Source organism: Micromonospora sp. A3M-1-15 (assembly GCF_024213425.1).
Lineage (GTDB): Bacteria > Actinomycetota > Actinomycetes > Mycobacteriales > Micromonosporaceae > Micromonospora > Micromonospora chersina.
Genome location: NZ_JANAVK010000003.1, coordinates 431,617 through 456,244 on the forward strand (window position 1 = coordinate 431,617; position 24,628 = coordinate 456,244).

A 24,628-nucleotide genomic window follows, 5' to 3' on the forward strand; every position below is an offset into this window, starting at 1 on the left:
CCGGGCACTGCTGACGAACTATCTCAACAACGTGAACCTGACCGACGTCGACATCCCGGCCCCCGACCTCGCATGAGCGCTTACCAAACTCGCGAGAACAGCGGCCTGACCGGTCGAACCCTCGCTCTGATCGACCACACTGGAAAGGAATGACATGCCCGGTTCTGAGCTCTATGAGAAGTTCATGGCGCTGCACGCCCGAGAAGGGGGCCTCGTCATGCCGAACGCCTGGGATGGCGTGTCGGCATTGGTCCTGGCGGATGCCGGCTTCGAGGCCATCGGCACGTCGTCGGCGGCCCTGGCGGCCGCGCTCGGCCGCATCGACGGACGCCACAGCATCTCCCGCGACGAGCATCTCGACCACGCACAGCTGCTCGGCCGGCTCACGGGGTTGCCCGTCAACGGTGACTTCGAGGACGGCTACGGCGTCACCGCCGAGGACGTCGCAGTGACTGTGGACAGTGCCGTCGCGCACGCGCTGGCCGGCATCGGGATCGAGGACACCACCGGGAATCCCGATGACCCGATCCGCGACTTCGACGACGCGGTAGGCCGGGTTCGCAGTGCGGTCGCCGCGGCGAAGCGACGCATCGTCGTCACCGCTCGCACCGACAACTTCATCCAGGGGCGGCCTGACCTCGATGACACCATCCGACGGCTGACGGCCTTCGCCGAGGTCGGCGCCGACGTGCTCTACGCGCCGTTCCCGCCCGACCTCGAGTCCCTGGTCGCTATCGTAACCGCCGTCGCGCCGACACCCGTGAACGTTCTCATCTCACCGGCGGACCAGGTGCTGACCGTCTCTGAACTGCAGAAGGCCGGGGTCAAGCGCATCAGCCTGGGCCCTGCGCTCTACACGCATGCAATGGGTGCTCTCGAACAGGCGGCCGCGGCGCTCAAGTCCGGCGACATCGCCTCGGCCACGACAGGCATCAGCTTCGGCCGGGTGGGCGAACTCCTCGCCCGCAAACCCTAGCCGTATCCGACTTTCACCATCTACAACAACCCTCAACTCATCACGCACAGAAAGCACGATGACATGGATCTCGACAAGCTCATGAGTAAGCACCTCAGCCGGTATTTCGACGGCAGCAAGACGATCCCGGATGAGACTCTTCAGCAGCTGCTGAGGTTCCTGCGCTCGGCTCCCACCTTCGCCTGAGCGGCCCGGCCCGGGCGAACCGATCGCTAGAGGAGTTGATCAGCTATGGACGGACAGGAACTCCAGAAGGTCGCAAACGAGTACGCGACAGAGCTGCCGGACGTGACGTTCGAGCACCGTGTCGGCCCGAATTGGGAGCTGTACAAGGTGGGCGGCAAGGTCTTCATGCTCATGACCGACATGCCGGGACACCCCGTCGTGATCCTGAAGGCCGATCCGGACGAGGCCGTTGGGCTGCGCGAGCAGTACGCAGAGATCACGACCGGCTACCACATGGACAAGAAGCACTGGATCACGGCAGCAGGTGGGCCCAGCCTCGACGAAAACCTGGTGAAGGAACTCGTCACCGACTCCTACCGGCTCGTGGTCGACAAACTCCCGAAATCCAAGCGGCCCGTGGATCCGAGCACGAACCCGCCCGCTTGAAACCCGAGACACGCACGAACAGAATCAACACAGAAGGAAGAACCATGATCGGACTCGGTGTTCGAGCCGCCAACGGCGCACTGGAGATCCTCGACCTTCCGAACCCGCGCCAGCCTGACGCGGGCGAGCTCGTCCTGGAGGTGGTCGCGGCAGGGATCGGGCCGTGGGACGCCCTGCTTCACACGGGCGGATGGGACGTCGGCCTCGTTCCGCCCGCGGCTCTGGGCGTCGAAGCCGTCGGCCGCGTCACCGCGACCGGCCCGGACGAGACCGAATTCCGCGCGGGAGACCTCGTGCTGGTCCACGAGGCGCCTCTGCCAGGCGGCAGCGGCACCTGGGCAGAGCGCGTCCTAGTCCGTTCCGCGCACGTCGCACGACTGCCCGAAAACCTGGCGCCGGAGATTGGGGCGGCACTCCCGGTCGCCGGGCTCACCGCCCAGCAGGCGCTCGACGAGCTCCAAGTCGACGCCACCACCCGCCTGCTCGTCGTCGGAGCGTCCGGGCCCACCGCGTCACTGGCCGTGCAACTCGCCCACCTCCGGGGCGCCGACATCGTCGCCGGTGCCGGGCCGGCCCGCGCCGATCAGCTCCGCGCCCTCGGTGCCAGCGAGGTCATCGACACCCACGCTGACGGTTGGGTGCAGAAGATCGATCGCCGATTCGACGCCGTCCTCATCGCCGCGACAGGCACCGCCGAGGACGCGATCGGACTGCTCACCGACGGAGGCCGCCTCACCTCCATCACCTCGGACGCACCCGACCCGATTCGCGGAATCACCACCTCGGACCTCTATGTGCAGCCCGACGGACGTGCACTCGACGAACTCGCGGCACTCGCCGCCTCCGGCGAACTGAGATTTGACGTCCAGACGACGCCAATCAAGGACGGCGCCGCGATCGCGGACCAGGTCGCGGGCGGCCGCTCTGGTGGGGTCAAGTACGTCCTCGAGTTCTGACGTCCGCAGTAGAAGGACGTTGCAGATCGTCCGAAATGATGGTGTTCGTGCGTCATGTGGGGTCAGCGCCTTCGTGACACACCGCCCGTCTCCCTGCCCCTGACCATCGACGGCGACCGCATCACCGGGCTCGGTAAGTGCCTTCCTTGACGGGCGATCAGGGCCTTCGACAAGCCAGATCATCCCAGACGGGAAGGCACTTCCTCATTCTCGATCTTGAGTCACGCGCGGCCTTACTGAAGGGCCGAGGCGTCCCCCGCCTGTCCGGCTCGCCACACCCTGACAGGCGTGATCGGGGACGTCGAGGTTCACGGCAGTGTCCGTGCTGCTCGACCCCGCCTCCGCGCGGCATTGGGCGAAGCGCTGGCCGGCAGGGCGCGGCCGTCGTTCCCGGACCGGACCCGCGCGACGACGGGCACTTTCGCCGGACGTGCGGACCGGGCCCGGCCGCCCGGCTGGCGCCGTCGGCTCGTCAGGGAGCCCGGCCGCAGCAGGCACGGGGCGCGGTCACGACGCGCCTTGCTCGGTGTCGCCACCGGTTCGAGACAGCCGGCGGCGATGGCCCCCGTCCGTCATCCGCTGGGCGTGAGGGTGTTGATGTGCGCGATGGCCATGTCAAGGGCCCGGGCCAGGGGCCGGGCGGTCCGCCGGGTCTTGGCCAGGAGCAGGCCGCCCTGCAGGGCGGCGATGAGCGCCTCGGCGAGGGCCGCAGGATCCGCCTCGGACACCAGTTGCCCGTCGGCCCGCATCGCGGCCAGCCCATCGGCCAGCCGCGCCTCCCACCGCCCGAACGAGGAATCGAGGACACCACGGGTGTTCTCGTTCCGGTCGGCCAACTCGTTGGCCAACGAACCGAGCGGGCACCCCCCGACCCAGCCAGCGGCCTCCTGGGTCGCGACGACCAGATCCCGCCAGCGCCGGAGACCCTCGATCGAGTCGAGGTCGTCCAGCTCGGCGCGCTGAGCCTCCAGAATGCGGCTGGTCTGTCGGTCGATCACCGCCCGCAGCAGGTCGTCCTTGTCGGCGAAGTAGTGGTAGAGCTGCGATTTGCTGACCGCCGCCTCGGCCATGACCTCGTCCAGGCTGGTTCCGGCGGCGCCCTGGCGGAAAACCAGGGTGGCTGTCACCTCGATGATCCGCTCCCGGGTCCGGGCACCGCGGGCGGTCAGCCTGGTGGACCTCGTCGCTGTCATGTCCGTCACGATAGCTAAACTGGACTTGTTAGTCCAGTTTTCGTGGCGTTGACTCAATCGTGATCGTGGACCGGCTGACAAGGAGACGCACCATGGCTCGACTCGACAACGGCCAGACCTTCCCGACCCTCGAGGTGCCCCGTACCGGCGGGGGCACCCTCCGGCTACCCGACGAGTTCGCCGGGCACTACGGCGTCGTACTGATCTACCGGGGCTCCTGGTGCCCCTACTGCAACGCCCAGCTCGCGGCGTTCCAGCGCGCCACCGACACCCTCACTGCACTCGACGTCCGGGTCGCCGCGCTCTCCGTCGACGACGAACCAACCACCAAGGCGCTGGTCGACAAGCACCACCTCGCGTTCCCCGTCGGCCACAGCGCGGACGCCGAGCGGGTCGCCGCCCTGACCGGCGCGTACCTCAACGACGACCCCCGTTACCTGCAGTCGGCCGGCTTCGTCCTCGGCCCGGACGGCTCCGTACTCAACGCCGTCTACTCCAGCGGCGCCATCGGCCGCCTCGTACCGGAGGACGTCGCCGGGCTGGTGCGCTACCTGCGCTCCCACGCCTGACACCATGCCCCCGCTGCGGCCGGCCATGCTGGAGTGCGCGCACAGACACCCCATCGTGGCCGGGTACGCGGTGGACACCAGCGGCGGGAACAGCCACCCGTGGAAACAGGACAAGGCCAGACCCACGCCCGTAAGCGGGCGGTAAGGGTGTCAGACCAGGCCGCCGGGCTAGCATCCGGTCATGCCCGGCCCCCGCACAGCCACCGCCCCGGCCACCGCCGTCCTCGCGGCAGCGATCCTCGCCCTCGCCGCCTGCGGCGGCGCCGGGAAGCCGCCGAACAGCGCGACCGCCGCGTCGAGCACCGCCGCGAAGCCGACCACCACGACCGCTCCGGGCGCCATGCCGTCCGGTGGAACGGCCACCGCACTGCCCGAGACGATCTCGTTCAATGCCCGGACGATCGACGGCGGCACCTTCGCGGGCAGCAGCCTTGCCGGCAAGCCCGCCGTGCTGTGGTTCTGGGCGGCCTGGTGCACCCGCTGCCGTGCGGTGGCCGACGAGGTGGCCGTCGTGCAGCGGGACAACGCCGGCAGGGTCAACCTGGTCGGTGTCGGCGGACTCGGTAGCGGCGACGAGGCGATGCGGCGGTTCGCGCGGGAGACCGGCATCGACGGCTTCCCCAACCTGGCCGACGACGACGGCCAGGTGTGGCGCCGGTTCAAGGTGACCAGTCAGGAGCACTACGTGCTGCTGGACTCCGCCGGGACGGTCGTCCACTCCGGTCCGCTGTCCCAGGCGGAGCTGCGCAAACGGGTCGCCAGGCTGAGTTGAGCATGCCGGACACGCCCTACGGTCTCGCGCTGGGCGCCGGGCTGCTGGCCGCGGTCAACCCGTGCGGCTTCGCGCTGCTGCCCGCGTACCTGTCGATGCTGATGCTGAGCGATGAACCGGCGGCCGATCGGGGGCCGTTCGCGCCGATCGGCCGGGCGCTCGCGCTCACCGGCGCGATGACCGTCGGCTTCGTCGCGGTGTTCGGCACGTTCGGGCTGCTCGCCGCGCCGGCGGCGGACGCGGTGGCCCGGCGGCTGCCGTGGGTTTCGGTGCTGATCGGACTCGCCCTTGTAGCGGCGGGCGGTTGGTTGCTGACCGGACGGCAACTGCCCACCTTCACCCCGAAACCGGCCACAGGGCCAGCGGTTCGACGACGGTTCACCTCGATGGTGGTCTTCGGTGCGGCGTACGCGGTCGCCTCGCTCGGCTGCACCATCGGCCCGTTCCTGGCCGTCGTGGTCGCCGGCTTCCGCGCCGGCTCCGCCTTCTCCGGCGTCGGACTGTTCGTGGCGTACGCGCTGGGCATGGGACTCGCGGTCGGGGCCGCCGCGCTCGCCGTCGCGCTGGCCCGGGAGTCACTGGTCCGCCGCACGCGCCGCGCCGCGCCGCTGCTCGGCCGGCTCGCCGGCCTGCTCCTGGTGCTCACCGGCGGCTACGTGGCCTGGTACGGCAGGTACGAGATCCGACTCTTCACCGGCCGGAGCGGCGCGGACGACCCGGTCATCGAGGCCGCCGGCGCCGTCCAGAGCGCAGCCAGTGGCTGGCTTGCCGGCCTCGGCCCGTGGACGGTCGCGGGGACGGCCTTCGCGCTGCTCGTCCTGACCGCCGGCGCCACGCTGCTCCGCCTGCGCCGCTCGCCCGGCGAGTCCTCGGCAAGCCGCCACCCACCCGACTGAGACCACGATCAGCTCGCCGCACGCGCCGATGCCACCGTCATCTGGCACAACTGGACCATCGACGCACCCGTGAAGCGATCACTCATCGCCTATGACCACTGATCTTCAAGGCACTAATCATCTAGGGACGACAGACGTAGGCCAGGCGGCTGCTCCGCCTGGGTGACAGCAGACTATCCGCAGCTGAGGCGCTGTTCGTGCACGCGCGGAGCCACCGTCGTGGCGTCCGGCAGAGGAGTGGGTACGCCGAGCGGACGGGCCTGCGCCGTGAGGTCGCCGAAGATGTGCTCGGCCTCGGTCGGCTGCCGGGCGATCAGGTCCCGGTAGAGCGAGGCGGTGTCGGCCGAGCCGGGCCGGGTTACGAAGGCCTGGACGTTGTCGAGGGCCTGCTTCGGCACCGGGTACCCGGCAGCTGCGGCGATGGCCGCTGCCTCAGCGGCGTTCTGCGGGCCGAGGCGGTCGCCTCCGGGGACTGCCACGGCGTCGCCCACCGAACCGCGGACCAGGGTGTTGAGGGCGCCTAGCTCGGTGTCACCGTCAAGAAGACCCGCCCCTACCAGCCCCAGACAAACGGCAAGGTCGAACGTTTCCACCGGACCATGACTGACGAATGGGCCTACGCCAAACCCTACCGGTCCGAAACCGCCCGACGAGCGGCCTTGTCCGCGTGGCTCCACGCCTACAACAATCACCGGCACCACACCGCACTCGGCGGCCCACCCGCCAGCCGCGTCCCCAACCTATCTGGGCAGAACACCTAGCGGACGGGTCGTCCGGCAGCCGGCGCAGGTGGGTTCGGCAACGGTGAGATCGGTCCCCATGATCTCGCCGAGCGGTCCGGCGAGAGCGTCACCGTCCGCCCAGGGTGCGTCGTCGGCTCCGACGTTGGTGGTCGACATGGTCATCCTCCGGTGGGTCCGAAACGTTCGGTGCGGATGTTCGCGGGGTCGTGGCCGATGTCGACGAGTAGGTCGGCAACGGTCTCGACGAATCCGGTGGGCCCGCAGACGAACGCCACAGCGTCGGCGTCGCGGGGCCAGGCGACGCGGGCGAGGGTGTCCGCGTCCAGTCGTCGGGGTGGGGCCGGCCAGCCGGGGGGCGCGACCCTGGTATAGACGTGTGTGACGGCGACGAGCCCATCGCCTGCGGCTCGTGCAGTTGCAAGATCCGCGGTGAACAGCGCATCGGACGGGGATCGGGTCGAGTAGAGCAGTCTGGTGGGATTCGTCGCCGCACGCACCATCGACATCAGGGGCGCCACGCCGGACCCGCCGCCGATCAGCAACGCCGGGCGCGGATCGGCGGGTCGGCGTACGAACCAGCCGCCGAGCGGTCCACGGATCTCGAGTTGGTCACCCGGCTCTGCAACGTCGACGAGGTACGGCGAGACCTCACCGTCGGTCACCGCCTGGACGGTCACCTCGAAGCGGTCGGGCTCCGGGGCGGAAGAGATCGAGTAGCTGCGGTACGCCGTGTAGCCGTCGGGAGCCGTCAACCGGACGTCGACGTGCTGGCCCGGCACGTGGCCTGTCCAGCTGTCAACGTCGAGGACCAGGGTCCGCGCCGTCGCGGTCTCCGCGCGGGTGGCGGCGACGGTCGCCGGCTGCCAGGTCAGTCTTCCCGGTACCGCTGCTCGCGCCATGGGTCCCCGTCATTGTGGTAGCCGGCCGTCTCCCAGAACCCGGGCTCGTCGTCGAGACGCAGTTCCAGTGCGCGCAGCCATTTCGCGCTCTTCCAGAAGTACAGATGAGGAATGAGGAGACGAGCTGGCCCACCGTGCACCGGTGCCAACGGCTCGCCGTCGAACTCGTACGCCACCCAGGCCTGGCCGTCGAGAAGATCCTCGAGCGGGACATTCGTGGTGTAGCCGCCGTAGGAGTGGGCGACGACGTACTCGGCCGCAGTCTCGACGTCGGCCAGCAACGTGTCCACCGAGACGCCTCGCCAACTCGTGCCGAACTTCGACCAGCGCGTGACGCAATGGATGTCCACGGTCGGCTCGTCGGCGGGAAGGGCGGTGAACTCCGCCCATGACCACGTACTCCGCTCGCCAGTCTCGGTCACCACGGCGAGCTGCCACTCGTCGAGGCCGATGCGCGGTGTCGGTCCCGCCGACAGCACCGGGAAGTCGTCCGTGCGGTACTGGCCGGGCGGGAGGTCGGTGTCGTCGCGTCTGCGGCCGCCGAAGCCGCGGGTGATCACTGTCATGCGCCCCTCCCCAAGCGGCGGAGCGGCCGTGATCCCGCTGCCACCCGCGCTTCCACTCGGCCGGTCGATGTCGATGTGGTACCCGCCCATGACGTCATCGCCAGCGAGTGTCCCGGTGATGAGATTCTCCCCGGTAGGAACGTGGTCGCCCGCATTCCGGGATATATTAACTGGACCATCGCGTCCAGGGTAGGCTGGCGTGGCACCGGTCTGCAAACCCCGCTGACCGGTGGCCTGCAGCAGCAGCCGGACGGTTGTGACGGTGCGTCCCCCACCTGGCGGATGCCTCTGCAGCGAACAGATGGTGGACTATAGCGTCCATAGGGTGCGGCTAGAGATTGTTCCGAGTTGGTCGTTCGACATGTCGTCGCCGCTGCGAGATGGCGGCGGCCAGTGTCTTGCCCGATGTCAGGAGAGTTCGATGGACCCGGTTCCCTCCGGTGGGGACGTTGTCGATGGCCAGCCGGTCGATGCGGTGGACATGATCGCCGCCCTGACCGCTGCACAGCTTGTGTTCCACAACGGTGCAACTCAATCGTTCACGGCGGATGGTCGAACGACTTACGTCGACAGGGGCACACCGTCAGCTGGCGAGTGGTCTGTTACGGGTGACGGGACCTTTTCTTCATTCTGGCCGCCGACGTACCGGGCGGCGTACACGGTTCGGTGGATCGTCGACGACGGAGTGCGGGTGGGCGTCAGCTTCACGGATACCCGAAGCGGGGTCCGCTACGACGGCCAGTACGAGTGACTGAACGAGATTGCAGCCATACGTCGAGTCACGATTCGTTCGGTTACCTCCGGTGAGGTTGCGCGACTCCTGGCTCAGGGCACTCTCCTCGTCCGCATGACGATCCCTGTCAGCGGGAGGGAGGTCAGTAGAACGGCCGCGTGGAGGAGCGCTCAAGCCAGGCCACAGCCTCGCGGTTGACGGCGCGTGGCGCGAAGACGAGGTCTCGGATCATCGAGACGGCAGCCGACCTGATGCGAGTACGCCCTGCAAGAGGGCAGGTACGGGTGCCCATTACTGCCGAACGAGCTTCGGTAGAAACCGGAGACATGGGTACTACGAACAGCAGTTTTCACGCCGACGTTCTCCTCATCGGCTCCGGCAGGGGGAAGGGCCGTAGCCGCGAAGATGGGCCGGTCCGCCGGCCAATCCCCGGCAGGCGGTCGCTCGTCACGTGAGGTTTCCTTGATCGGCAAAACAGGCGACGGCCGGTACCGGAACATCCGCCCCGAGGCCGCCTGACACCCGCGGCAGACCTCACTAACCCAACCAGTTTCAAGATCGGCAGGAAACATCCTAGGTTTCCACCATCGCTGGAGTCTTACGAAGGAGAGACGGCCGTGAGCCAGACCGAGAGCATCGAGCCCGTCGAGGAGTGGGACGCGATCGAGGACGACGGGGTCCTGGACGCCTCGGACACGCTGGACGACGATCGCGTCAGTGATCCCCTCGATACCGGCATCGTCGCCGCAGATCACTGGACGGGCGCGAACCGCTTCGGCACCACCATCGCCGAGCAGCGGGCGGGCGAGTCCCTCGATCAACTGCTGGGCCAGGAGGAGCCAGACCTCGATCCGTACGCCGAGGTGGCCGACGACGAGGATGAGTTGGCCCGGCGGGGGTACGAGCGGGAGACGCGCGCGGGGCGCCTCGTCGCCTACGACGAGGGTCTGGGCGCGGACGAGGAGGCCGAGTTAGTGGCGTGGGACGCCGGAATCGACGCGGGTGCCGCAAGCGCCGAAGAAGCCGCGATTCACCTGGTCGACGACCCCAACGGCCCCGGCGATGGCCCGTTGCGATAAGTCGGGCCGTTCGCACAGCCCTAACTTGATCTAACCTCCGAGGGGCCTTTGGGGACCCTGGCTGGCCGCGGAAACAACCCTTGGCCGATGATTTCCTTGTCTAGGGAAGAGCATCAATAACCAAGGGCTGTTCTGGTGACCAGTGTGCGTGACCATCGTCCGGCTGATGCCGTCGGGGACCTGGAGAAGTTCCGGCGGGAGTTTTGCCGCGGCTTGACCGTGCGTGGTGACGCGTTGTTCGACCTGACGGACGCCGCGTTGTGCGCCGATGGACCGGTCCGGTCGTTGGTGGAGTTGTCGCTGGTGGGTGAGCACCGTCGAGGTCACGGGGCGTTGTATGACGCCCTCGCCTGCGGGCGGCTGGACATCGACCGGCTGCGCACCGCCCTCGCCGGGGTGCCGCTGCCGCGGGCGTGCGGGGCTCGAATACTCGGTTCGGCTGTCTGAAGTGCGGTTCTGTGCGAGCCCGAGCCCTGCGCAGCCGCATGTTCGTGCCCATGAGCGCGTCGTTGCTGTACCTGCTGCTTCGCCAGATTCTGCCGGTCCACACAGTCGTAGGAACCCGTTACCAGCTCCGCGTACCGCGCACTGAAATCATCGATCACTCTCACGCCGTACGGACCGCCCGGCCGGCACCGCACCTACCCGCCAGGCGAGGCTGCCCCGAAGGGGCCACCGATGTTGGCGAAGTCCCAAGATCAGCAAAGGTTTCTGGCTTCTCGAAGGTCAGGAACCGAAGATCGGAACACGGCGTGCGTTTGACCAGGGTATTTCATCGGCAGGTGGGCTTCGATCGGGCGGTCGTCGAAGGACGTGTGCCTCGATGAGGACGCCGACGGCGAGGTCCTCGTCGTTGCGGCCGGCCACGTAAGGGCGTCATGCGCCGGTGCGGGCGCTGCTCGGATGAGGGGCAACAGCGCTCTGGGCGCGGTCGGCGTCAGCGTGATCAGTCGGCGGAGGGCGGGACGCGGAACGAAGCCGGATTGACGGGACGGCTCTGCTTCGGCAGGCCGGCAACGACGAGGAGGTACGACTCGGTCACGAGATTGTCGACAAGCGCGGGCTCGACGTCCGCGCCCGCCCGCACCGTGATCCAGTGCTTCTTGTTCATGTGGTAGCCGGGCGAGATGCTCGCGTGAGCTGCGCGGAGCGCCTCCGCGTCGGTTGGATCCGCTTTCAGGATCACGACGGGCTCGCCGGGCATGGACGTCTGCAGCATGAACACCTTGCCGCCGACTTTCCATACCTCCCAGTCGCCGGCGAACTGGTGTGTGTGCTCGGAGCCGGGAAGCTCGGCAGCGCGGGCCGCGGCTCGATCCTGCGCTGCCTTATCAATCTGCATCTTGACCTCCTCGAAGTCCTCAGGGGGTCGACTGCCCAGCCTCCGTTGAGGAGGTGCGGACGCCGGGCAACCGAGTCGAAGTGAACGGGGCCGGCACCGCGGTCCGATGTCCGCCCCGTCCGTCACATGTGCGTGAAGATCTTCTCCGCGTCGAACCGCGAGACCGGCTGGCGGGAGATCCGAGCCTCGTCGGGGTAGCCGAGCACCAGAAGCAGCGTGGTCGTGTAGTCGGTGTCAGTCAGGTCGAAGGCCGCGTCCACGGTCTTGCGGTCGAAGCCCTCCATCGGCGTCGCGTCCACCCCGAGGGATGCGGCGGCCATCATCGTGGCGCCGACGACGAGGTAGGTGTTCTTCTCAAGCCAGTGGAGCACGTTCCCGCCATAGTTCTTTGTCTGGATCTCCACGAAGTTGGAGGCGCCCGCCTCCCATCCCTTCTGGATCTCCGGGTCGGCGAAGCGCCCGTCGGCGCGCTCCTTCTCGAAGATCTCCTGCAGGTGCGTGTCGGGGATGTCCTTGCGCGTCGTGAAGACGATGGCGTGCGACGCGTTGCGCACCTTCTCCGCGTTGTCCGCGAAGCGGCCGACCAGTGCGTCCGCGAGCTTGTCCTTGCCATCCTGCGTCTCCAGCACGTGGAAACGGTTCGGCTGGATGTTGATCGTCGTCGGCGAGGTGCGCAGGTAACGCAGCAGCTGCTGGAACGTCTCCTCCGGGATCCTCTTGCTCGGGTCGAAGTAGCGGGTGAGGTGCTTCGTGATCAGCTTGTCGAGATTCAACATCGTGCTTTCCTTCGTTTGAACGGCGGGTGGAGAGGAAGGTCAGGCCGACTGGTGGTCGGCGCCGGGGACGTCGACGACGGCGTCGCTGACGTTGTTGAGGTAGTTCGTGAGCAGGGTGACGACCACGATCGTGACGATCGCCTGGATCTCCGGGTCGATATACCCGACCTCGCGGATCGCTGCGAGGTCGTCGTCGCTGACCTGGCCACGCGTCTCGATCACGTGCTGCGCGAACTTCGCGACGGCGGCGCGCTTCGGGTCGCTGGACGTGCCCATGCGGGCGAGCTCAATCTCCTCCGCCGACATACCGCCGAGGTTCGACGAGATGAAACCGTGGAGTGCCTGGCAGTAGTGGCAGCCGTTCGACTGAGAGACCGCGAGGGCGATCGTGTGGCGCGTCTTCGCGTCCAGGAGCTTCGCGATGCTGCCCTGCAGGCCCATCACGATCTCGAGCACGGTCGGGTTCGCGGCGAGCGTGGTGAACATGCTGGGGGCGAAGCCGAACTGCTTCGCGATGGCGTCGAGGGCGCCCTGCGTCTTCGCGTCGATGTCGGCGCGCGCGGGAGCGGTCAGGCGGGACATGGTGATGAACCTCCGGGTGACCTTACTGGACTATTTAGTCCACTCGCTTGAGTGAACACCATCGAAAGTGGGCTTCCAAGCCCAGTTTGTGTAACGTCGATTACATGCGGGGAGGCAACGGGGTGCAGGCAGCCCAGAAGTTCACTCCCAAGGGCCAGGCCGCGCGCGAGCGAGCACTGGCGAACGCGGCCCCCGCATGAGGTTACTGGACTATTTCGTCCGCTCGCTTGAGCGAACACCATCGAAAGTGGGTTTCCAAGCCCACTTTGTGTAACGTCGATTACATCCAGGTAGACAACGGGGCGGAGGCAGCCCAGAAGCTCCCTACGCCATCGTCTTCACCAACGGGGCGCTCATCGTCGGATACCTCGTCGCCCTCACCTGGTGGGGCATTTGGCTTACGCACACTCTGCGGCTTGCCTTCCCCACCGCAGGCGCAACGCTCCGCCGCCTCCTCGACGGCCGAGATGCTTGATGTTCTCGCACCCAGGCCCGCCTCGATCTTGCGACGACCCGACCCTATTGTTGACTGGATCGGCGAAACCTGAGCGGCGTCTTCGCATCTCCTTACCGCCCGCTCACGTGCTCGTCACAAATGCCCGCTTGATATCGAGCAGGTCCTGGGTGTTGTTCTCCCTGACGCAGTCAAGCAACCGGCGACGACCCAGGACCCGACCGAGCCGATCGAGCAGCGAACCGCCGGTAAGCGTGTACGTGATCTGAACGGTGGTGGCACGGCCACCGTCGTGAGGGACCAGCCGATACTCAGTGACGCTATGCCCGCCTGCCTGGCACTCCACCAGGTATCGGGCCTGAGGCTGACAGTCGGTCACGCACAGGTCCACCGTGACGGGCCGGCCGTAAGGGCTGCGGGCCTCCCGCCATCTGGTGCCCTGTCCGAACGGGTGGCGGGTGAGCAGCTCAGCGCTTCGGCATCAGTGAACAGAGCCGAGTACCCCGAGATGTCAGTGAGGAGCTGCCACACCTGCTCTGGCGGCGCGCAGACCGTGCCGCTGAAGGCCATCGGCTGCATGCTGATCATCCTCTGCTGGGCGACGGTGACCGCGCCAACCCAACGGAGCCTCACGATCCCGACGATCCTTCTGTAGCGATGATCAATGATGGCTTGATGTCGGCCATCTCGGCGTCGCGCCACGACTGGGTCTACCCGTTCACCGGCTGCGCCCGACCCGGTTCCGCCGCCTGGTACGCAGTGGTCACCAGCCGGGGCGGAGATGCATCGGCGACCGGCCGTGGGTGCCTACGTCGAACACACCGTCGTCCGGGACGCCGGCCGGCCGGGTTCACCTCGGGCTGCACCTGACCGACGAGGCGGAAACACAAACGGTGCGGGCAAGTGAAAATCTTGCCACGCACCGTTGGGATTTCGTTGGTGTCCGAGGGGCCACACGAACCATTGCCCCACCGCCGATGAGGATCGGCAAGACCTTGAGGCTAACCCAAGCCTAATTGGTCGGTGAACTCTTCTGGCACGCCGAAGAGCGAGGAGCAACGCCGGCTGCTCACCGACGCGCGACTTACGATTCCGGCGCAACGCCGCAAGCACCAGTCACCTGGGCCGATGTCGTCACCAGTGGTCGTCGTTGGTCGGTCCCGATCGACCTCCGACGGCCTGGTGACGGCCTGGATGTCCGTCGTGGTCGTCACTCGGTAAGCACCCCCACGCGGACTTCATGGTAGGTCCAGGACCATGACCCCCATGGATGAGGCTCAACGGCGGCGGTGGCATCAGCAGCACGAGATGTCCTGGCTCCAGCTCGCGGCCACCCTGCGGACCGAGGGCTGGGAGGCGCAGGTGACCTGTTCGGCAGCTCCAGTGCAGGTAGAAGGGTCGCTGCCCAATGGCGAGCGGTTCTACTTCCGCGCCCGGCATAGCGACGTGTCGTTGGGCATCGGCGGCGACGACCCGGCAGACATCCCCGAATGGGAAGACAGCGAGTCACATCACGAAGCCAGTTACCTGCCCGCCGCCGACGGCGAGGCCTTCATCGGACGGCTTGCTCGCAGCTACCTAGCGGAGCGCTAACCGACCGGATGAGCACCCTCAGTCGACTGTCAGCTTGGGAATCGCATTGCTCCCAGGGCCAGGCAGATGAATGCTGCCGTGGTGGCCAGCCCTTGGCCGCACGCTGGCCACCTTTAACATCCTCTCCGCACCCTCGTTGACCTCTGCATCGGGCACGGATCGGGCACGCTTGTCGACTGCTGGTTTCGTTCGCGGTCACTCATTCGGTCAGTCGCTCGGCCTGTCGAGCGGCCTCCCAAAGCGCTTGCCTGTTTCCTTGTAGCCAAAAGGTGGCGGTAGAACTCATGCGCGTCGCTGCGCTGAGCACCGGAGGTGACGACAACCCTGCCTGCTCCCGCCTGAATGGCCCACCGTTCGAATGCCTCGACTAGCGACCGGCCCACCCCAGCCCGCTTGGCGGCTTGTGACACAACAAGGATGATGAGTTGAGCGATGCAGTTGTCTTCCTCTAACGGACGCATGAGGTGACCGCCCGCCAACCCAAGTAGCCGCCCATCATCAGTCTCGACTGTCCACGCCGAGTAGCTTGGGTCTCCCTCGATCCGCTTCAACCGTGCAGCGAGGCTCATCGCACTGGTCGGATAGCCGAGTTCCCCAAGCAGGTCGAGCAGAGCGACGGCATCATGCTGAGAAACGTGTCTAATCTGCATATGCTGGTCACAATCGCTTGCGCATGTGGATGGCTGTGACCTCGAAGCCCATCTGCTCGTACAGCGCGCGGGCCCCGAGATTCGACCCAAAAACGCTCAAGCCAACGGACACAACGCCCAACTCTCGGCAGACCTTCTCGGCCGCATGCATGATCGCTCGGCCGTAGCCCTTCCGGCGTAGCTCCGGGCGCACCTCGAAGTCATAGCCAAAAGCATGCAGGCCGTCCGACTTCTGCTCTACCTGCAGCCATAGCACGCCAATCTCAACATCCCCGTCATAGGCGGTCCAGAGACGATGACCCTTCGTGCCCAGACCATCGGGCAAAAGTTCGTTGTAGTCCTGTTGTGCCTTCTCCTGGGCTTCCGGCAATGGCATTGCGCCGGAGGCGGCAATGTTCTGCGCATAACTTACTTCCGCCCGCTGTCGGTACAGTTGGTACTGCTTGTCGGTCATCGTTTCGAGTCTCAGCGTCACCACTCAGGTACCGTATTCCACCCGCTCTCGACGAGCCGCCCACAAACACGAAACGCATAGTCGTCCCTTATCGGGCAAAAGCCAATTTCAGCTTGACGCCTGGCCGAGCAAGCGCGATGAGGCCGTGGTGGGGAGGCGGCGCGCGCACCCCGGGCAGGCCCCCGGCCTGCCGGCGACTGCCGGCCCGAGGGGTCGCAGAGGCTCCCGGGTCAAGGGCGGCCCGTAGGGCCGTCGCGCAGCGACGCGAAGCGCCCTTGAGGTCGGAGGGGCGGCCCCGCATCCTCCGCGCCGCGTCCCCACCACGGCCGGCGGTGACTCGCCCTACGGCGCGGCGGTGCGACGGCCGCCGCGCCCCGGCCGCCTGCCGGCGAACCACAACCACTCTCGGCGCTACCGGCTGCGGCGCCCCCGGGCTCCCCGCTCTCCGCGCCGAGCCGCCGGGGGGGGCGTGTTGCGTGGCCGGCGTGGAGCGACAGCGGAGCGTCGGACGCGCCTATAGCCGGACGCGTCCGGTGCCCTATTCTCGCACCGACGCCGTCCTCGTTCCTGTTGTGGGGTCCGAGCCTGTTGCTAATGAGAGTTACCGGGTCGGTTACGGCAGACTCGGATCCGGTAGCCGCTGGCAGGTGAGCACTCCCCGTTGCAGGACGCGACGCAGTCCTATTGACAGATCGTGTCCCTGCCGGTGGTCGGGAGACGGAATTGCTGATGGGATGTCGTGTCCGCCGCGCCGGCGTGAACACTTGATCATTAGCTTGCGGAAGGTCTCCCGGAGGCTGTCAGACAGCTCGCTCGACTTTGGACCAGCGGGAGGATGACGTGCTGTTCGTGGGAGACGACTGGGCCGAGGACCACCACGATGTCGAGATACAGGACGAGGCGGGCCGGCGGCTGGGCAAGGCGAAACTCGAGGAGGGGATCGGCGGGGATCGCCCGCCTGCACGCGCTGATCGGCCAGCAGTTGGGCGAGGACGACGCGCCGGTCCAGGTGGTGATAGGCATCGAAACCGACCGGGGTCCGTGGGTGCAGGCCCTGATCGCGGCCGGCTATCAGGTGCATGCGATCAACCCACTGCAGGTGGTGACCCGGGCGCACAAGACGCTGATCTGGGAACGCACCCGCCACACGTTGCGGCTGCGGCAGACGCTGCGGGAGTTCTTCCCCGCCGCGCTTGCCGCGTTCGACGACTTGGCCGCCGCCGACAACCTGGATCTGCTGAGCAAGGCCCCAGACCCCGCCTCGGCGGCCCGCCTGAGCACCGCGACGATCACCGCCGCGCTGAGACGGGCTCGTCGCCGCGATGTGGCGGCCAAGGCCGAGAAGCTGCGGGCGGCGTTGCGCAGCCAGCAGCTGGGCCAGCCGCCGGTCGTGACTGCGGCTTACGCGGCCACCGTCCGCGCCCAAGTGGCGATCCTGACCACGCTGCACACCCGGATCAAGGCGATGCAGGAGCAGGTCGAGGCGCATTTTGGGCAGCACCCGGACGCTGAGATCTACCTCAGCCAGCCCGGCCTGGGGCGCATTCTCGGCGCCCGGGTGCTTGCCGAGTTCGGCGACGACGCCAGCCGCTACGCCGACGCCAAAGCCCGCCGCAACTACGCCGGAACCAGCCCCATCACCAGACAGTCCGGCAAGAAGAAGATCGTCCGGGCCCGCTACGTGCACAACGACCGACTTCTCGACGCCCTCGGCCGGCAGGCCTTCGCCGCCCTCATCGCCTCCCCCGGCGCCCGCGCCTACTACGACCAGCAACGCACCCGCGGCATCGGCCACCACGCCGCCCTGCGCCAACTCGGCAACCGCCTCGTCGGCATCCTCCACGGATGCCTCAAAACCGGCACCGCCTACGACGAGGCCACCGCCTGGCGACACCGCGAAGAGCCCCACCAAACGGCCGCTGCTTGACCCCAAAGCTCATGGGATGTCTGTCAGGATGGTCGCCAGCCAATGAGGGTAGTGACTCAGCGGTGGGCGCCTGGCTTGAAGGATCGCGACGCGGGGAGGACGGCATGACTGCGCGGCGGACGGCGTTGGTCATTCCCGGCAGCGGTGGCTGCTGGCACATGCCCCATCAGATGTTCGCTGTCGACGCGGTGCGGTCGCGGGGCGCGCAGATGCACTACGTGTCGTGGAGCGGCCAGGTGCCATCAGAACCGGAGGCGCGGGGCCCGTGGGCGGTCGAGCAGATAGCGGCGGCGCGGCGTGGGCTGTCCGAGCCGTTGATCGTCGCCAGCTCGCTGGGCACACTCGCTTCGGAGCTTGCTGCCGAGCATGGACTGCCCGCAGTCTGGATCACGCCGTTGCTGCACCGCCCCGAGGTGGTGGAGAGCATCCGCCGCGCCAGCGCGCCCTGCCTTCTCATCGGCGGTACGGCCGACAGCAGCTGGCGTCCGATTCTGGCTCGTGATCTGTCGCCGCATGTGTTCGAAGTAGAGGGCGCCGATCACGGCCTCCGTGTGCCGGGACCACTGGCCAGGTCAGCTGCGGTGCTGGGTGAAATGGCTACAGCGGTCGAGAATTTCCTCGACCGAGTTCTATGGCCTGCGCCCTAATTGGCTCTGGTACCACCCGAGTGGCGGTCGACCTACCCATTGCAAGATCAAGTTGCGCACCACTCCCCTGTCGTCCGCTGCCCTCTCGCGGGTTGGAGGCGGACCGCTCGCCTTGCCGGGCGGCACGGAGCGTCGGTTTCGCAAGGACGAAGATCACGGCCGACAAGGACCTCAATCGAGCACGCAGCGGGCACGGGACGGGAGAGCAGGCACCTCGTAGGGTTGATGGGGTGTTGTTCGAGCCTGTGACTGCGGAGCTGTCGTTCGAGAACGACGGGAACGAACTGGTCGGCGATTTCGTCCGCCCGCCCTGGCCGGGTCCGTACCCGGCGGTGGTTTTCGTCGAAGGTTCTGGTCCGGGCGGTCGCAACCAGGGGCCGTGGCAGACGAGGCTGGCCGCAGCCGGCTTCGCGAGCCTCGCCTATGACAAGCCCGGTTCCGGCGCCTCAACTGGCGATTGGACCCGTCAGACCATGGCCGACCGCGCCGAGGAGACCGTGGCTGCGGTACAGGCCGTGAGAAGCCGCGAGGACGTGCTCTCCCATGCGGTCGCGCTGATCGGCGGCAGCCAGGGAGGCTGGGTGGCTCAACTCGCGGCGTCAGCGGACGACAGGATAGCCGCGGTGGTGACGGTGTCAGGCCCGGGCGTGAGCGTGCGAGTTCAAGAGGAGTACCGGCTCCGCCACCAACTCGCGGCGGAGGGCTTCACCAGCGCGGACATCCAGCAGGCCCTTTTTCTGCTACACGACCAGATTCGGCGGGTTCAGTCAGGCGACGATCCGGCGCGAGTGCACGCCGCGCAAGCGCACTGGCATGCCGCCCCCTGGTATCCGCTACTCGCCGGAACAACACCCCAGTCCATCGCATTCATCGCGGGCATCGCAGACTACGACCCTGCCCCGGCACTGGCAGCCGTGAACAGCCCGCTGCTGGCAATCTTCGGCGCAGATGACCTGCTGGTGCCGGTAGAGGCGAGCGTGCGCGCCATCAGCAACACCCTCAAGGACGCACGCCATGCCGATCACGCGATGGTGGTCTTTCCCTGCGCTGACCACAACATCCGCGTCTACAAGGGCAAGGGACCCGCGCAGGTTAAGCAGGGTCGCTACACCCCTGCCGAGCGGGCTCCGGGTTTCGATGAACTCATCGTCACCTGGCTACAGCGGCGCTTGCCGCTGGGACCTGATCTCCTCGGCAGGCAGTCGTAGACCTTCCAGCCTCCCCAGACGGGGACAAGGTGGAGCGCCCTACCGGACGAGTCTCAATGGCGGCTGTCAAGCGAGCGCGCAGTGGGGCCCGGGGACATCGTCGCCATCTGGGGTGCCGGGCCGATCGGCCAGTTCGCCGCGATCAGCGCGTACCTGCTCGGGGCCCGGACGCGGACCGCTGACCCTTGGATCCGTAGCCTCGGCCGACCTGTCTGGGTCGATCCACATACGCCTACAGCCACTTATCAGAGTGCTCTCCGCGGTGTATGTCCGCGCGGTGCCGCTGTTGTCAACGGTTGCTGTCATCGGGGTTCTGCTCCGACGACAGCCAGAGCCCGGGCAGCTCCGTTCCCTCCGGAACTCCGCCAAGGACCAGAGACGTGTTCACGCCGGCCGGAGCAACACGCGAGTCGATGAACCTGGTGCAGAGGTGGTGGACGGCTCGCACGAAGACGTGATGCCGCAGCTCACCCTGGTGGAGCCAGAGGGCATCGCCCTGGTTGATGTCCGCCCACTTCTGCCGTCCGGTGACTACAACGCCGACACGGGGAACCGCGAAGGAGTCGACGATCAGCATTCGAGCCACACGTACCTCCTTCACGGCGTTTCGGCCCCTGACTTGCAGAGATCAAGCTTGCTGTCGACCGAGGTCGGTGACCGCCGTTTAGCTGCTCGTCCTGTCGCCTCGGGTCGCCCTCCGACCGGCTGGGTCGGCCCGCTTGCCTGTACGGTGGCTGCACAGCCCAGCCCTTGGACCTAAGCCCGTGGCCTGTGAAGCGGCCTACAGTTCCTCAGGAGCAGGGCGAAGCAGGCCCAGCTGCGGGTCGAAGCAGACAAGGCCGTGTTCAGCAGCAATTCGTGCAGCGCCGGCCGATACTTCCTCACAGCGGCTGTACACCATCGGGAAGTAGATGAACGGTCCCGATACCTCCTTGATCAGTGGCCCCGTCGACCATGGGCTCCGCTCATCGTCGTCGTCCTCAGTGAGGCCGATCCACTGCTCAAGGAGGGCTTCGACATAGGCCCGGATGCGTGGCGCCGGCGGAGCCTGGCCTCTACCGCTGTACCTCTCATAGAGCGCCTTGAAGGTGGCCAGCGCCGCGGCGTTGTCAGCGGGCCTGTCACCTTCCCAGACCGCCAAGTCGTAACTCATGCGGCGGAGTGTGCCAGCCAGCAACGACAAGTCGCGGAGCAGGCTCCGCCAGCCACCTCGCTGCGGAGGTTGACACCGTCGTCCCGAAGGAACACCGGCCGGCGATGAGCTGCGTCAACAGCAGGGTGAGTTGCCTACATGCTCGACCGGAGTCCAGGGGCGTCCGACGCTAGCCGCGCCCGTCGTCATCCAGCTCAGCTGCTCAAGCACCTACGGAGCAAACGGCTGGTACTTGAGAGCTTCTTCGATTACTTCCTCGTCACTCAACTCGGGTTCCCTGAAGAACATCAGGGAGACGACGTGTGGGCAACACAGGATGCGTTCCAGCTCCTCAACTCGCGCCCCGGTCTCCTCGTCGGGAAGGGCGGGATCGCGCAGTTCACGAACGAGGGCCAGCGCTCTGCTTCGCGCCGGGTCGTCCAGCTCCACAGCCACGCAGAATACGTGACCCGAACTGCCATCCCGTCTGCCACCGACCCGCCCTTCGGAGAGCCGGCCGCCGCCCGGGCCCGCCCACGTCAAGCGGACCTTGACGGCCACGACGTCTACGGCCGGCCGCGGACGAACGGAGGCCCGTCGCCTCCGCCGCGTCCTTTGGAGCGCGTCGGCGAAGGACGCCCCGCGAAGACCGGGCCGCCCAAACCACCTTCCCCGTCCACGCCGACGACCATCTCCTCACCGAAGTGCCTCGCACCACCGCCAAGCCCATCGCCGGTTCAAGGCTCGTAAACCGGAACCACCACGGCAGACGACGATGGGCAGGCGAGGCGGACAACGACCCTCTATCGCCTCGGCGGCCGATGCCATACTCCTCGGATGCCCGACAGAGCTGCAACGACTCGGCTGGTCGCAGCGGCCGCACGGCAGCATCTACAGCCGCTTGGACTGCATCGGCGAGGCGCATCACGCGTCTGGTTCGATGACCGAGGCTGGTGGCTAATCGTCGTTGAGTTCCAGCCTTCCCGCTCACATGGCACCTACCTCAACGTCGGCGCGATGTGGCTATGGCACGAACGCGACCACTGGTCATTCGACGACGGCGGCCGCATCTACTGGCGCAACGACGGCGCGTTTGTCCCACATCCGCCGATCGGCGAAGCCGGATGGACAAGCTCTCTCGACTTCGTCAACGCCGAACAATTCACCCGCGACATGGACATGGTCGCCGGTATTGCCGCACAACGGGTCGAGCAACTGCGCAGCCAGTTTCCCGACCCCGCAGCCACCGCTCGCCAGCTGGCCTCTCGCACGACCAAGCACGGCGAGTCGCCGTGGTGGCACGCCTATCACACTGGGGCCGCTGCAGCGCTGGCCCGTGACCCCCACACAGCACGCCAAGCATTCCACCGCATCACCGTCGGCAACCTGAACCCGGCCTGGGCCCATGACCTCGCCCAGCACGCAAAACAACTAGCCGACCTCGCTGACAACCCGCCTGCTCTGCAACAGCGCGTCACCGAAGTCATCCACGCCACCCGCCAGCGGCTCAAACTACCGCCGGCCCCACCCAGCCCATGCCCAGACCGCGTGCCTAGCGGTCGGGGCGAGAACACCAGACCGCGTGCCTAGCGGTCGGGGCGAGAACATCAGCGTGGGCAACTGACCGACTACCCTGACCATGAAGATCGTCTAGCCGGACGTGTCACCCACGTCCCGAGACTGATCTGGGTCGCGTCTCACCAAATGCTTGACACCGCTGGCTGGGAGCGTGTGAAGTCGCCGCGGCCCGTCGGTTGCGAACCGGAGGTGATGCGTGGATTCTGGCCGGCTGGTGATCTGGCGCGAGGATCTGCGGAAGGCAGTCGCCTCTGCGGTGCTCGACTTCGAAGACCGTTACGGGTACCCGCCTGGCGAGAATGCTGTCAGTGGGCCGGACACGACCACTGCTGCGCTGATCGCTGCTGCCCGTCCCTCCATCCCGGCTGCCCTCGTAACGCTGTACGGGGCGGTCGGTACCGTCGACCTACCGGACATCGGTAACGGGTTCTTCCTGCGCACGGCCTCCCACGTGGCCCATGCCCACGAGGCACGGGACCTCTGGCACGTAAGCGGCCGCCACGACGCCGACGTTGTCGTATTCGCTAGCGATGGCGGCGGCACGCAGTACGCGCTAGCGACGCCTGCCGGATCGCCCGTCTACCGACTCCCACCCGACCTCGTCCTCAACGGCATCTACACCTCAGAAGACCCGCGCTTCAACGTGGCTGCCCCGGACCTGTCCACCTTCCTCGACCGCTTGCTCCAGGCCGTGAGGACGTTCGCTGCATCGAGCACACCGCCGAGCTTGTGATCGATCCTCTAGGCCAACCGTCAAACAGGTATTGCCCGTCACCATCGAGGTCACCGTCACCGAGCTGGCCATCGCCTGCGAGGACGGCACCCGCATCGTCCGACGCACCACCGACCAGCCCGCCCGCAACCGTAAAGCCAGCAGGCCGCGCACGACAGGTCGGGTCACCACTATCACTGGCCTGGCAGTGACCGTCGATGAAATGCCACCGACCTCAGCTTCGACCCGACCGAGGTGACGCGATGGATTTCGTGGAGCTAGTGATCGACGGTCCAATCGCCGTCGATCGCGACGACATTGAAGATGAGCTCAACCACGCTCTCCTCGGACGCGGCGAGGTCACCGGCGCCGGAACAAGTGAGCGTGGCTCCCACCTCGACATCGACATCCTTGCGACAGCGGACAGGCAGGCCGTCCTGGACACCATCTTCGGGGTGCTCGCCGCCCTGGACGTAGGCGACTCGGTGCGGGTCCGGCCTGGCGATGGGCAGACCTGGCTCCGCCCGAGTGAGTGGCAGCCTTCATGACCAAAGCCGCGGACAGCAACCTAGACCAACGGTCAAGCGTCAGGTGGGACCAGACAGTAGGCAGGAGGGGGAGACTGCAACGGTGGCCAGCGGACGGATGCGAACGCAGATCGACGAGTTCTTGGCGTTGAAGGATCAGGTCATCCGGTCCTGGAGTGGCGTGGAGATGGCGGTGCGGGGCGGCGATGGGCCGACACCCGAGTTCGCCGGCCAGGACGTACCCTGCCTACAACTGTGGGCTCTGTACGCACGGACTGACACCGGCGACACGGTCACCATCGCCACCTACCAACACGATGACCTGTTCGGGTTGAGGATCGAGCGGAGTGCCGGGTCTGACGGCGATGACGTCAGCCATGGTTATCGACGCCGCGCCCTGCCAGAGCTGCCCACGGGCCTGGTCCGAAGGGTGTCTATCGACTTGGACGGCGACGTTCTCGCCGAAGTCCGGCTTCAAGTTGAACGCCGCGATCTGCTGCTGGTGGCCGGCGAAGCGGAGGAGAACTTCGACGGCCGGCTCGTATGGCGCCGCCTTGACGAGTCCGTCCTCGCGTTCACAGACCCGAACACGGTCGAACAGATGAAGTGGGTACCCGCTCGTAGGCGGCTACAACGAATCACCTGATGCCCTGCTGTGTCGCTCGGGCACGCGTCTGCATCGATGCCCCTGGACGTGTGCGCGGGCCCGTTCGGTGACGACCTCAACGCGACCGCCAAACCGGCTCGACAAGGCGGTCACGGCGCGGGACGCGGACTATCTGCGGACTGACACCACGGACCGCGGCGTACCGACCGCGGGAAACGGCGAAGCCCAGGTCGATGACCTGCGCTCTGCACAGAGCCGCCTGACGGAATCGAACCCGCAACCATCCGCAGCTTCACCCGTGGCCTACGCCAAGACCTCGCCGCAGTCACCGCCGGACTGTCCATGTCCTGGGACTCCGGCCCCTTCGAAGGGCACGTCAACCGGATCAAGATGCTCAAACGACACATGTACGGCCGCCGGTGGGGGTTCGAGTCGCCGGCCAGCG

Annotated in this window: 30 protein-coding genes and 3 pseudogenes; 19 read left to right on the top strand and 14 right to left on the bottom strand. The window is 67.1% G+C overall.

The features are described 5' to 3' along the window. Positions 1–154 precede the first annotated feature (154 nt). From NLX85_RS17255 to NLX85_RS17265, 4 genes are all read left to right on the top strand, one after another. Positions 155–976, top strand: coding sequence for an isocitrate lyase/phosphoenolpyruvate mutase family protein (locus NLX85_RS17255; RefSeq protein ID WP_254336309.1), 822 nt, complete (start codon positions 155–157; stop codon positions 974–976). Positions 977–1,039: 63 nt separating this feature from the next. Beyond that, entirely contained in the window at positions 1,040–1,162 is a 123-nt protein-coding gene (locus NLX85_RS33050; RefSeq protein WP_256566952.1) for a hypothetical protein, read from the top strand. 45 nt (positions 1,163–1,207) lie between these two features. Continuing rightward, positions 1,208–1,588 carry an MmcQ/YjbR family DNA-binding protein gene (locus tag NLX85_RS17260; RefSeq protein WP_254336311.1) on the top strand — a complete coding sequence of 127 codons (381 nt, stop codon included), beginning with the start codon at positions 1,208–1,210 and terminating at the stop codon, positions 1,586–1,588. A 44-nt stretch (positions 1,589–1,632) separates the two neighbouring features. Continuing rightward, complete coding sequence (locus NLX85_RS17265) at positions 1,633–2,544, top strand: NADP-dependent oxidoreductase (protein ID WP_254336313.1); 912 nt, start codon at positions 1,633–1,635, stop codon at positions 2,542–2,544. 572 nt (positions 2,545–3,116) lie between these two features. Here NLX85_RS17265 and NLX85_RS17270 read toward each other — a convergent pair. After that, positions 3,117–3,737, bottom strand: a complete 621-nt coding sequence (locus tag NLX85_RS17270) for a TetR/AcrR family transcriptional regulator (RefSeq protein WP_254336314.1) — start codon at positions 3,735–3,737, stop codon at positions 3,117–3,119. A gap of 92 nt (positions 3,738–3,829) precedes the next feature. Here NLX85_RS17270 and NLX85_RS17275 point away from each other — a divergent pair, with 92 nt between their 5' ends. From NLX85_RS17275 to NLX85_RS17285, 3 genes are all read left to right on the top strand, one after another. Then, complete coding sequence (locus tag NLX85_RS17275) at positions 3,830–4,306, top strand: peroxiredoxin family protein (protein WP_254336317.1); 477 nt, start codon at positions 3,830–3,832, stop codon at positions 4,304–4,306. Between the two features lie 181 nt (positions 4,307–4,487). Beyond that, the gene (locus tag NLX85_RS17280) at positions 4,488–5,078 is read left to right on the top strand and encodes a redoxin domain-containing protein (RefSeq protein WP_254336318.1); all 591 of its coding nucleotides are present in this window, start codon (positions 4,488–4,490) and stop codon (positions 5,076–5,078) included. 2 nt (positions 5,079–5,080) lie between these two features. Further along, complete coding sequence (locus tag NLX85_RS17285) at positions 5,081–5,974, top strand: cytochrome c biogenesis CcdA family protein (RefSeq protein ID WP_254336320.1); 894 nt, start codon at positions 5,081–5,083, stop codon at positions 5,972–5,974. A gap of 173 nt (positions 5,975–6,147) precedes the next feature. On the opposite strand, the gene NLX85_RS17295 is transcribed toward NLX85_RS17285, so the two are convergent. After that, positions 6,148–6,567 (bottom strand): ketopantoate reductase C-terminal domain-containing protein, encoded by a 420-nt coding sequence (locus tag NLX85_RS17295; RefSeq protein ID WP_308210751.1) that lies wholly within the window; start codon positions 6,565–6,567, stop codon positions 6,148–6,150. Between NLX85_RS17295 and NLX85_RS17300 the strand changes: the two are divergent. Continuing rightward, positions 6,514–6,735 (top strand): annotated as a pseudogene (locus NLX85_RS17300) (integrase core domain-containing protein); the annotation flags it as partial. The gene NLX85_RS17295 and the pseudogene NLX85_RS17300 overlap by 54 nt on opposite strands. Here NLX85_RS17300 and NLX85_RS33690 read toward each other — a convergent pair. From NLX85_RS33690 to NLX85_RS17310, 3 genes are read right to left on the bottom strand one after another with little or no spacing between them, the layout of a single operon-like run. Further along, positions 6,715–6,879: a DUF6510 family protein gene (locus NLX85_RS33690; RefSeq protein WP_374628100.1), complete on the bottom strand. Its 165-nt coding sequence runs from the start codon at positions 6,877–6,879 to the stop codon at positions 6,715–6,717. The pseudogene NLX85_RS17300 and the gene NLX85_RS33690 overlap by 21 nt on opposite strands. Continuing rightward, on the bottom strand, positions 6,876–7,616 hold the full coding sequence (locus NLX85_RS17305) for a ferredoxin reductase (protein ID WP_256566953.1): 741 nt from the start codon (positions 7,614–7,616) through the stop codon (positions 6,876–6,878). Before NLX85_RS17305 ends, NLX85_RS33690 begins: the two co-directional genes overlap by 4 nt. Then, positions 7,586–8,182: a molybdopterin-dependent oxidoreductase gene (locus tag NLX85_RS17310; RefSeq protein WP_254336324.1), complete on the bottom strand. Its 597-nt coding sequence runs from the start codon at positions 8,180–8,182 to the stop codon at positions 7,586–7,588. Before NLX85_RS17310 ends, NLX85_RS17305 begins: the two co-directional genes overlap by 31 nt. Positions 8,183–8,603: 421 nt before the next feature. Here NLX85_RS17310 and NLX85_RS17315 point away from each other — a divergent pair, with 421 nt between their 5' ends. From NLX85_RS17315 to NLX85_RS17325, 3 genes and pseudogenes are all read left to right on the top strand, one after another. Beyond that, positions 8,604–8,933 (top strand): hypothetical protein, encoded by a 330-nt coding sequence (locus NLX85_RS17315; protein WP_254336326.1) that lies wholly within the window; start codon positions 8,604–8,606, stop codon positions 8,931–8,933. A 599-nt stretch (positions 8,934–9,532) separates the two neighbouring features. After that, positions 9,533–9,994, top strand: a complete 462-nt coding sequence (locus NLX85_RS17320; RefSeq protein ID WP_254336331.1) for a DUF5709 domain-containing protein — start codon at positions 9,533–9,535, stop codon at positions 9,992–9,994. A 135-nt stretch (positions 9,995–10,129) separates the two neighbouring features. Then, positions 10,130–10,426, top strand: a pseudogene (locus NLX85_RS17325) (transposase); the annotation flags it as partial. 514 nt (positions 10,427–10,940) lie between these two features. On the opposite strand, the gene NLX85_RS17330 reads toward NLX85_RS17325, so the two are convergent. The 4 genes from NLX85_RS17330 to NLX85_RS17345 form a co-directional block, all read right to left on the bottom strand. After that, the gene (locus tag NLX85_RS17330) at positions 10,941–11,336 is read right to left on the bottom strand and encodes an MmcQ/YjbR family DNA-binding protein (RefSeq protein ID WP_254336335.1); all 396 of its coding nucleotides are present in this window, start codon (positions 11,334–11,336) and stop codon (positions 10,941–10,943) included. Between the two features lie 122 nt (positions 11,337–11,458). Further along, entirely contained in the window at positions 11,459–12,112 is a 654-nt protein-coding gene (locus NLX85_RS17335; RefSeq protein WP_254336337.1) for a nitroreductase family protein, read from the bottom strand. A 39-nt stretch (positions 12,113–12,151) separates the two neighbouring features. After that, entirely contained in the window at positions 12,152–12,694 is a 543-nt protein-coding gene (locus NLX85_RS17340; RefSeq protein ID WP_254336338.1) for a carboxymuconolactone decarboxylase family protein, read from the bottom strand. Positions 12,695–13,272: 578 nt separating this feature from the next. After that, the gene (locus tag NLX85_RS17345) at positions 13,273–13,527 is read right to left on the bottom strand and encodes a hypothetical protein (RefSeq protein WP_254336340.1); all 255 of its coding nucleotides are present in this window, start codon (positions 13,525–13,527) and stop codon (positions 13,273–13,275) included. An 887-nt stretch (positions 13,528–14,414) separates the two neighbouring features. Between NLX85_RS17345 and NLX85_RS17350 the strand changes: the two genes are divergently transcribed. Next, a complete protein-coding gene (locus NLX85_RS17350; RefSeq protein WP_254336342.1) occupies positions 14,415–14,741 on the top strand; it encodes a hypothetical protein in 327 nt (108 codons plus the stop codon). A 113-nt stretch (positions 14,742–14,854) separates the two neighbouring features. On the opposite strand, the gene NLX85_RS33695 is transcribed toward NLX85_RS17350, so the two are convergent. Both NLX85_RS33695 and NLX85_RS17355 read right to left on the bottom strand, forming a co-directional pair. Then, the gene (locus NLX85_RS33695; protein ID WP_374628101.1) at positions 14,855–15,391 is read right to left on the bottom strand and encodes a GNAT family N-acetyltransferase; all 537 of its coding nucleotides are present in this window, start codon (positions 15,389–15,391) and stop codon (positions 14,855–14,857) included. Between the two features lie 7 nt (positions 15,392–15,398). Next, complete coding sequence (locus NLX85_RS17355) at positions 15,399–15,845, bottom strand: N-acetyltransferase (protein WP_254336344.1); 447 nt, start codon at positions 15,843–15,845, stop codon at positions 15,399–15,401. 840 nt (positions 15,846–16,685) lie between these two features. Here NLX85_RS17355 and NLX85_RS17360 point away from each other — a divergent pair. The 3 genes and pseudogenes from NLX85_RS17360 (at position 16,686) to NLX85_RS17370 (ending at position 19,627) form a co-directional block, all read left to right on the top strand. Beyond that, a pseudogene (locus tag NLX85_RS17360) lies at positions 16,686–17,772 on the top strand (transposase). Between the two features lie 104 nt (positions 17,773–17,876). Next, complete coding sequence (locus NLX85_RS17365) at positions 17,877–18,419, top strand: alpha/beta hydrolase (protein WP_254336345.1); 543 nt, start codon at positions 17,877–17,879, stop codon at positions 18,417–18,419. Between the two features lie 230 nt (positions 18,420–18,649). Further along, complete coding sequence (locus NLX85_RS17370) at positions 18,650–19,627, top strand: S9 family peptidase (protein ID WP_254336347.1); 978 nt, start codon at positions 18,650–18,652, stop codon at positions 19,625–19,627. A 289-nt stretch (positions 19,628–19,916) separates the two neighbouring features. Here the strand turns inward: NLX85_RS17370 and NLX85_RS17375 are convergent, their stop codons facing one another. From NLX85_RS17375 to NLX85_RS17385, 3 genes are all read right to left on the bottom strand, one after another. Beyond that, complete coding sequence (locus NLX85_RS17375; RefSeq protein WP_254336349.1) at positions 19,917–20,213, bottom strand: hypothetical protein; 297 nt, start codon at positions 20,211–20,213, stop codon at positions 19,917–19,919. A 195-nt stretch (positions 20,214–20,408) separates the two neighbouring features. Further along, positions 20,409–20,780, bottom strand: coding sequence for a hypothetical protein (locus NLX85_RS17380; protein ID WP_254336351.1), 372 nt, complete (start codon positions 20,778–20,780; stop codon positions 20,409–20,411). A gap of 210 nt (positions 20,781–20,990) precedes the next feature. Next, a complete protein-coding gene (locus NLX85_RS17385) occupies positions 20,991–21,209 on the bottom strand; it encodes a hypothetical protein (RefSeq protein ID WP_254336352.1) in 219 nt (72 codons plus the stop codon). Positions 21,210–21,596: 387 nt separating this feature from the next. On the opposite strand from NLX85_RS17385, the gene NLX85_RS17390 reads away from it, so the two are divergent. The 4 genes from NLX85_RS17390 (at position 21,597) to NLX85_RS17405 (ending at position 24,222) form a co-directional block, all read left to right on the top strand. Further along, positions 21,597–22,349, top strand: a complete 753-nt coding sequence (locus NLX85_RS17390) for a hypothetical protein (protein WP_254336354.1) — start codon at positions 21,597–21,599, stop codon at positions 22,347–22,349. A gap of 184 nt (positions 22,350–22,533) precedes the next feature. Then, positions 22,534–23,070: a hypothetical protein gene (locus NLX85_RS17395; RefSeq protein ID WP_254336355.1), complete on the top strand. Its 537-nt coding sequence runs from the start codon at positions 22,534–22,536 to the stop codon at positions 23,068–23,070. A gap of 242 nt (positions 23,071–23,312) precedes the next feature. Continuing rightward, a complete protein-coding gene (locus NLX85_RS17400; protein ID WP_254336357.1) occupies positions 23,313–23,597 on the top strand; it encodes a hypothetical protein in 285 nt (94 codons plus the stop codon). An 82-nt stretch (positions 23,598–23,679) separates the two neighbouring features. After that, a complete protein-coding gene (locus NLX85_RS17405) occupies positions 23,680–24,222 on the top strand; it encodes a hypothetical protein (RefSeq protein WP_254336359.1) in 543 nt (180 codons plus the stop codon). Positions 24,223–24,628 lie beyond the last annotated feature (406 nt).